Source organism: Asanoa siamensis (genome assembly GCF_016862555.1).
Lineage (GTDB): Bacteria > Actinomycetota > Actinomycetes > Mycobacteriales > Micromonosporaceae > Asanoa > Asanoa siamensis.
The window spans coordinates 1-5,615 of record NZ_BONE01000165.1 but is presented as its reverse complement, the minus strand read 5'-3'; the positions used below and the strand labels follow the sequence as shown (position 1 = coordinate 5,615).

The window sequence follows — 5,615 nt, the reverse complement described above, 5'->3', positions numbered from 1 at the left end:
TAGGCGACGACGCACTCGATGACCAGGTGGCGGGCGCTGAGGTCGTGGACCTCGGCGACCCGCAGGCCGGCGCCGGTCGCGAGCGTCGCGTAGTCCTCGACGGTGCGCTCGCGGCCGCCGGTCAGCACGAGCATCCGCAGGTTCATCTCCGCGAACGCGGCCGGGTCGCCGCCCGGGGAGCCGTGTGACTCGACCATCAGCACGCGGCCGCCGGGCGGCACGGCTTCGCGGCAGCGCCGCAGCACGGCGGTCGCGGCGGTGTCGTCCCAGTCGTGGATCACCCGATTGAGCAGGTACGCGTCGGCGCCCGCCGGCAACTCGTCGAAGAAGCTCCGCCCCACGACCGCGCACCGGTCCGCGAGCCCGAGACCGGCCAGGCGCTCCCGGGCCCGGTCCGCGGTCGCCGGCAGGTCGACCAGCGTGCCCCGCAGCGCGGGGTGGTGCCGCAGCACGTCGGCGATCAGCGTCCCGGTCCCACCGCCGACGTCCACCACGTGCCGCACGCCGCTCCAGTCGTACCGCTCCGCGAGCGCGGCGTTGCCGGCGTCCACCGCCATGGTGGCGTCGAACGACGCCGCGAACGCGGGGTTCGCGTCGAGGTAGTCCCAGTACGGCAGCCCGAAGACCTGCTCCCAGGCCGGCTCGCCGGTGCGCACCGTGTGCGCCAGCCCGGTGAACGCGAGATCCATCTGCCCGCCGAACCCGTCCAGGTCGAGCCACACCGCGCCCACCTCCCCGGTCCGCAGCAGCGCGGCGACCGGGTTGGCCGCGAACTCCCCCGGGTGCGGCTCGGTGAACACCCCGTGTAGCACGAGGTGCCGGAGCATCCGCGCGAGCGCCTCCGGATCGGCGCCGGCCCGCTCGGCCAGCACCGCGAGCGGGGTGGCCTCCCCGGTCGCGTCGTCGGGCAGGTGGTCGGCGAGCCGCAGCGTCGCCGCGACCCGCAACGCCATCGGGGTCACGAGGTCCGTCAACGGTCCGAGCGTCCGCCACGCCGCCGTCACCGCATCGTCCGCCGCCATCAGCGCCCCCTTCCGCCCTGCCCGGACGATATCGGGTGCCGGGGCCGCCCGCGCCCGGTAAGGTCCGCCGGATGGTGATCCACGTCAGTGCGTACGACCCCGCCTGGCCGGGGTTGGCGAGCCGGGCGATCGACGAGGTGCGCGGCGCACTGGCCGGGCGGATCGACGCCGTCGAGCACATCGGCAGCACGGCCGTGCCCGGGCTGGCGGCCAAGCCGGTGATCGACCTGATGGCGGCCGCGCCCTCGTTGGACGCGGTCGCCGACGCCGCCGGCGCGCTGGCCGCGATCGGCTTCGACCGGCACGACAACGGCATGCCCGGGCGGCTGTTCTTCCGCCGCGAAGGCGCACCCGTCAGCTACCACCTGCACGTCGTCACCGCCGCGTCCTGGGACACGCGCAACCAGCGGCTGTTCCGCGACCACCTGCGCGCGCATCCGGCGGACCGCGACGCGTACGGGCGGCTCAAGCGGGAACTGACCGGCGCGGACGGCGACACGTACACCCGGGCCAAGACCGCCCTGATCCAGCGCGTGGTCGACGATGCCCGCGCCGCGCGGGGGCTGCCACTCGTCAACGTGTGGGAGGAGTAACTCCGCGTATCGCTGTCGCACAGAATGTGCGACCGGTTGCTCGCGCCGGTGCGAGCCTCGACAGGAGGCCGCTGGCGGGCGGGCGAGGGGGTGCGGCATGCGGGGTTCGGCGGATCTGGGCAACGACCTCGACCTGGCCGGGGAGCGACTGCTCCAGGCGGTCTACGGCACCCGGGAGCGGGCGCGGCGGTTCTACGACAGCCAGCTGCTCGACCACCTCAACGACGTGATGCGCGAGTTCGTCGGCCGCCAGGAGATGGCGTTCGTGTCCACCGCCGACGACGGCGGCAACTGCGACGTCAGCTTCCGCGCCGGGCCGCCCGGGTTCGTCGCCGTGCTCGACGAGCGGCGGCTGGCCTGGCCCGAGTACCGCGGCAACGGCGTCATGGCGAGCCTCGGCAACATCGCCACCAACCGGCACGCCGCGCTGCTCTTCGTGGACTTCCAGGAGCTGATCGGCCTGCACGTCAACGGGCGGGCGTCCATCGTGGAGAACGGCGCGATGCACGCCGCGTACCCGGGGCTCCTGGCCGACCGCCGGGTCGAGCGGTGGGTGTGCCTCGACGTCGACGAGGCCTACATCCACTGCCGCAAGCACATCCCGCGGATGGCCAAGGTGCCCCGCGACCGCGACTGGGGCACCGACAGCGTCCGGTCCAAGGGCGGCGACTACTTCGGGGTGGCCCGGCCGCGGGAGGCCGTCGCCGCGCCGCCCCGCCGCTGGTGGCGGCCGCGCCCGCGCTAGCGGCCCAGCAAGCGACGGGCGTTGCCGGCCTAGACGTGCGCCAGGACCTCCGGCGGCAGGCCGACGGCCGAGATGTCCCAGCGGCCCTGCGGCGGCACGCGACTGCCCGGGGCGTACGCGAAGCACTCGTCCTCGGTCTCCAGGAAGCGCCAGTAGACCTCGTAGGCCGCGCGGCTCGGCGGGAAGGCGTCGGAGCCGAACAGGACGCGGTCCGGGTGCGTGACGATCAGCCGGCGGGTGGCCCGCGGTTGCCGGCCCAGCTCCCCCAGCCGCCCGCCGAGGTCGACGTGGAAGTTGGGGTGGCGGTCGAGCATGCCCGACACCCAACCGAGGTCCTCGGCGGCGCAGCCCACGTGGGCCCCGATGAACGTCGTGCCCGGCGCGGCCGCGACGACCGCCTCCAGGGCCGCCATCAACCGGTCGAAGGTCGGGAAGCCCGGCGCGCCGAACCACCACGACGGGTTCGCCGCGAGCTCCTCCAGGCGCTCGTTGGTCGCGTCCAGCGGCGCGAAGAAGGCGATCGGGTCGGCGGTGTGGATGAGCACGGGCAGCCCGAGCGAGCCCGCCGCCGCGAACACGTCGACCAACCGCGGGTCGTCCGGGAGCACCCGGGCACCGGTCGCGTCGGTGACCGTCAGGCCGAGGTCCTTCCACACCTTGACCCCGCGCGCACCGGCGTCGCGCGCCCGCCGCAGCATCGCGATCAGCCGCCCGGTCGGGTCCGGACCGTGCAGGAGCGACCAGTCGAGATGACAGAAGGTCAGGAACCGTCCCGGGTACGCCGCGTCGAGGCGCGCCACGTTGGCGTCGAGCTCGGCGTCCCACCGGCCGTCGAGGTTCACGATCGTCCGGACGCCGACCTCGTCCATCAGGTCGAGCAGGGCCGGCACGTCGGGCACGAGCCAGTCGCCGCCGCCCAGCCACCGGCCGAGGTGGTTGTGCACGTCGATCGCGGGCACCGCCGCCCGCGGCACGTGGGTCGACGGCCGGCGGATCGCCGGCACCGGCGCGTAGTCGCGCAGCAACAGGTCCATCAGCGCAACCCCGCCGGCAGCAGGTCGCCGTGGGCCGCGGTGAGCGCGTCGCACAGCTCCCAGATCGCGTCGACGGTGAGCGAGGCCCCCGTGTTGGGGTCGACCATCGCGGCCTGCCGCACCAGCCGGGGGTCGCCTTCGAGCGCGGCCGCCACGGTCAGCTCGCCGACGCTCACGTAGGGCCGGTTGACGGCGGCGAGCTGCGGTGGCAGGGCGCCCATGGGCTCGGGCCGCACCCCGGCGCCGTCGACGACCGCCGGCACCTCGACCGCGAAGCCGGCGGGCAAATTGTCGATCAGGCCGTCGTTGGCGACGTTGACGACGATCCGCCGCGGCGCGCCGGTGACCAGGCTGTGGATGACCTGCGGCGCGTACTCGGTGGTGTCCTTCTCGAGCGGGATCGGCGCACCGTCGCGCAGCGCCGCGTATTCGGCGAGGTTGGCCTCGCTGACCCGCAGGTACTCGCCGACCGGGATGCGCAGCCGTTCGACCTCGCCGTCGTGGCGCAGGTACCAGGGCACGTACTCGGCCGAGTGCTCGCTCGTCTCGGTCGGGTAGTAGCCGAGCCGCCGGTACAGGTCGACCCGCACCCGCCGGCGCAGCTCCGGTGCCGCGGCGACGGCGGCGTCGAGCGCCGGGTACAGGTCGGTGCCGTCGCGCTCCCAACGCAGGATCCACGCCTGGTGGTTGACGCCGGCGCTGGCGTAGGAGACCTCCTCGAACGGCGCGCCGACGAGGTGGCACAGGCCCCGCACCGTCCAGTGGACCGAGTGGCAGAGCCCGAGCACCTTGAGCATGGGTGCCACCCGGGCCAGGTAGGTGACGTTCATGGCCATCGGGTTGGTGTAGTTGAGCAGCCACGCGTCGGGGCAGAGCGCGGCCATGTCCGCCGCGATCCCGGCGAGCACCGAAAACGTGCGCAGGCCCCGGAAGATGCCGCCGACGCCGATCGTGTCGCCGATCGTCTGGCGCAGGCCGAACCGGGCCGGCACGTCGAAGTCGACGCGGGTGGCCGCGTACATGCCGACCTGGATGGCGTTGACGACGAAGTCGGCACCGTCGAGGGCGGCCCGGCGGTCCAGGGTCGCCGTCACCGACGGCCGGGCACCATGGGCGTCGGCGATCCTGGCCGCGAGTGCGGCGGCGGTGGCCAGCCGCTCGGGGTCGATGTCGTGCAGGACGATGCGGGACCCGGCCAGCTCCGGGAAGCCGAGGATGTCGGTGAGCAGCTCGCGGGTGAACACGACGCTGCCCGCGCCGAGGAAAACGATGGTCGTCACAGATGCGTGTCCTCCTCGACGCGGGGGCGCCGTCGGGCTACTGGAAGGTGATGTGGTCGATGGAGATGGTGGAGTTGCCGCCGTACCAGAAGCCCATGGCGAGCTGCGACGGCGAGTTGCGGTTGATTCCGTTGGCGGCCAGGGGGATCCGGATGTCCTGATAGCTCGTCGTGATGACCGGGTGGCCGCCACCCTCCACAGTGAAGTCGGCGAACAGCTTCGTCGCCCCGCCGAGGCCGAGGTTGAAGTGGTTCTGCTCGCCGCCGGCGGCACCCTTGACCCGCACGACCAGGTGGGTACGGGAGCTCAGGTCGACACCGACGTCGGAGCCGAACCAGCCACAGTTGTGGTAACGCAGGCTCAGCGCTCCCCCGGTGACCACGCCGGAGCCGCCACCGTCGAGGAAGCAGTTGCCGCCCGTCCACTTACCGAGATCGTTCGTGGACGGATAGGCCGGCGTCCCGTCGAAGTTGTCCAGGACCAGCCCCGTCGGTGGTTGCGGCGCCGCGTCGGTGGTCACCGCGACCGTGTTGCTGGCGACAGAGCGGTTCCCGGCCGCGTCACGGGCGCGAACCGTGTAGCTGTAAGCGGTCGAGGAGGTCAGACCCGTGTCCGTGAACGAGGTCCCTGATGGACTGCCCACCAGGGTCGCGCCGCGGAACACCTCGTAGCCCGTGACAGCGACGTTGTCGGTCGCCCCGGTCCACGACAGTGCGACCGTCGTGTCGGACTTCCCTGTTGACGACAGCGTCGGCGCGGTCGGCGCCGTGCAGTCACCCGCGCAGCCGGTCGTCGTCGCCGGCACTGTCGCCGAAGGACCGGACACGTTGCCGGCGGCGTCGACCGCCCGCACCGTGTACTGGTAGGTCTGCCCCGGCGAACGCCCTCCGTCCGTGAACGACGTGCCGGTCACCGTGCCGGCCAGGACACCGGAGCGCCAG

The 5,615-nt window shown here is 73.3% G+C and carries 6 protein-coding genes; 2 read left to right on the top strand and 4 right to left on the bottom strand.

The genetic code is table 11. The features are described from left to right. Positions 1-1,022: methyltransferase (locus Asi02nite_RS40780; protein WP_203719407.1), on the bottom strand; the 1,022-nt coding region annotated here is incomplete at its 3' end. A 71-nt stretch (positions 1,023-1,093) separates the two neighbouring features. On the opposite strand from Asi02nite_RS40780, the gene Asi02nite_RS40775 reads away from it, so the two are divergent. Then, on the top strand, positions 1,094-1,615 hold the full coding sequence (locus Asi02nite_RS40775) for a GrpB family protein (RefSeq protein ID WP_203719406.1): 522 nt from the start codon (positions 1,094-1,096) through the stop codon (positions 1,613-1,615). Positions 1,616-1,712: 97 nt separating this feature from the next. Continuing rightward, positions 1,713-2,360 (top strand): pyridoxamine 5'-phosphate oxidase family protein, encoded by a 648-nt coding sequence (locus tag Asi02nite_RS40770; RefSeq protein WP_203719405.1) that lies wholly within the window; start codon positions 1,713-1,715, stop codon positions 2,358-2,360. 29 nt (positions 2,361-2,389) lie between these two features. Here Asi02nite_RS40770 and Asi02nite_RS40765 read toward each other — a convergent pair whose 3' ends face one another. The 3 genes from Asi02nite_RS40765 to Asi02nite_RS40755 form a co-directional block, all read right to left on the bottom strand. Then, a complete protein-coding gene (locus tag Asi02nite_RS40765; protein ID WP_203719404.1) occupies positions 2,390-3,394 on the bottom strand; it encodes an amidohydrolase family protein in 1,005 nt (334 codons plus the stop codon). Further along, positions 3,394-4,674, bottom strand: coding sequence for an alpha-glucosidase/alpha-galactosidase (locus Asi02nite_RS40760; RefSeq protein WP_203719403.1), 1,281 nt, complete (start codon positions 4,672-4,674; stop codon positions 3,394-3,396). The genes Asi02nite_RS40765 and Asi02nite_RS40760 overlap by 1 nt, the downstream gene beginning before the upstream one ends. A gap of 37 nt (positions 4,675-4,711) precedes the next feature. Then, positions 4,712-5,615: fibronectin type III domain-containing protein (locus tag Asi02nite_RS40755; protein WP_203719402.1), on the bottom strand; the 904-nt coding region annotated here is incomplete at its 5' end.

Bases quoted from the DNA above. Each gene is read 5' to 3' on its own strand.
- Asi02nite_RS40775 (WP_203719406.1), top strand. From the start codon at position 1,094: ATGGTGATCCACGTCAGTGCGTACGACCCCGCCTGGCCGGGGTTGGCG.
- Asi02nite_RS40765 (WP_203719404.1), bottom strand. From the start codon at position 3,394: ATGGACCTGTTGCTGCGCGACTACGCGCCGGTGCCGGCGATCCGCCGG.
- Asi02nite_RS40770 (WP_203719405.1), top strand. From the start codon at position 1,713: ATGCGGGGTTCGGCGGATCTGGGCAACGACCTCGACCTGGCCGGGGAG.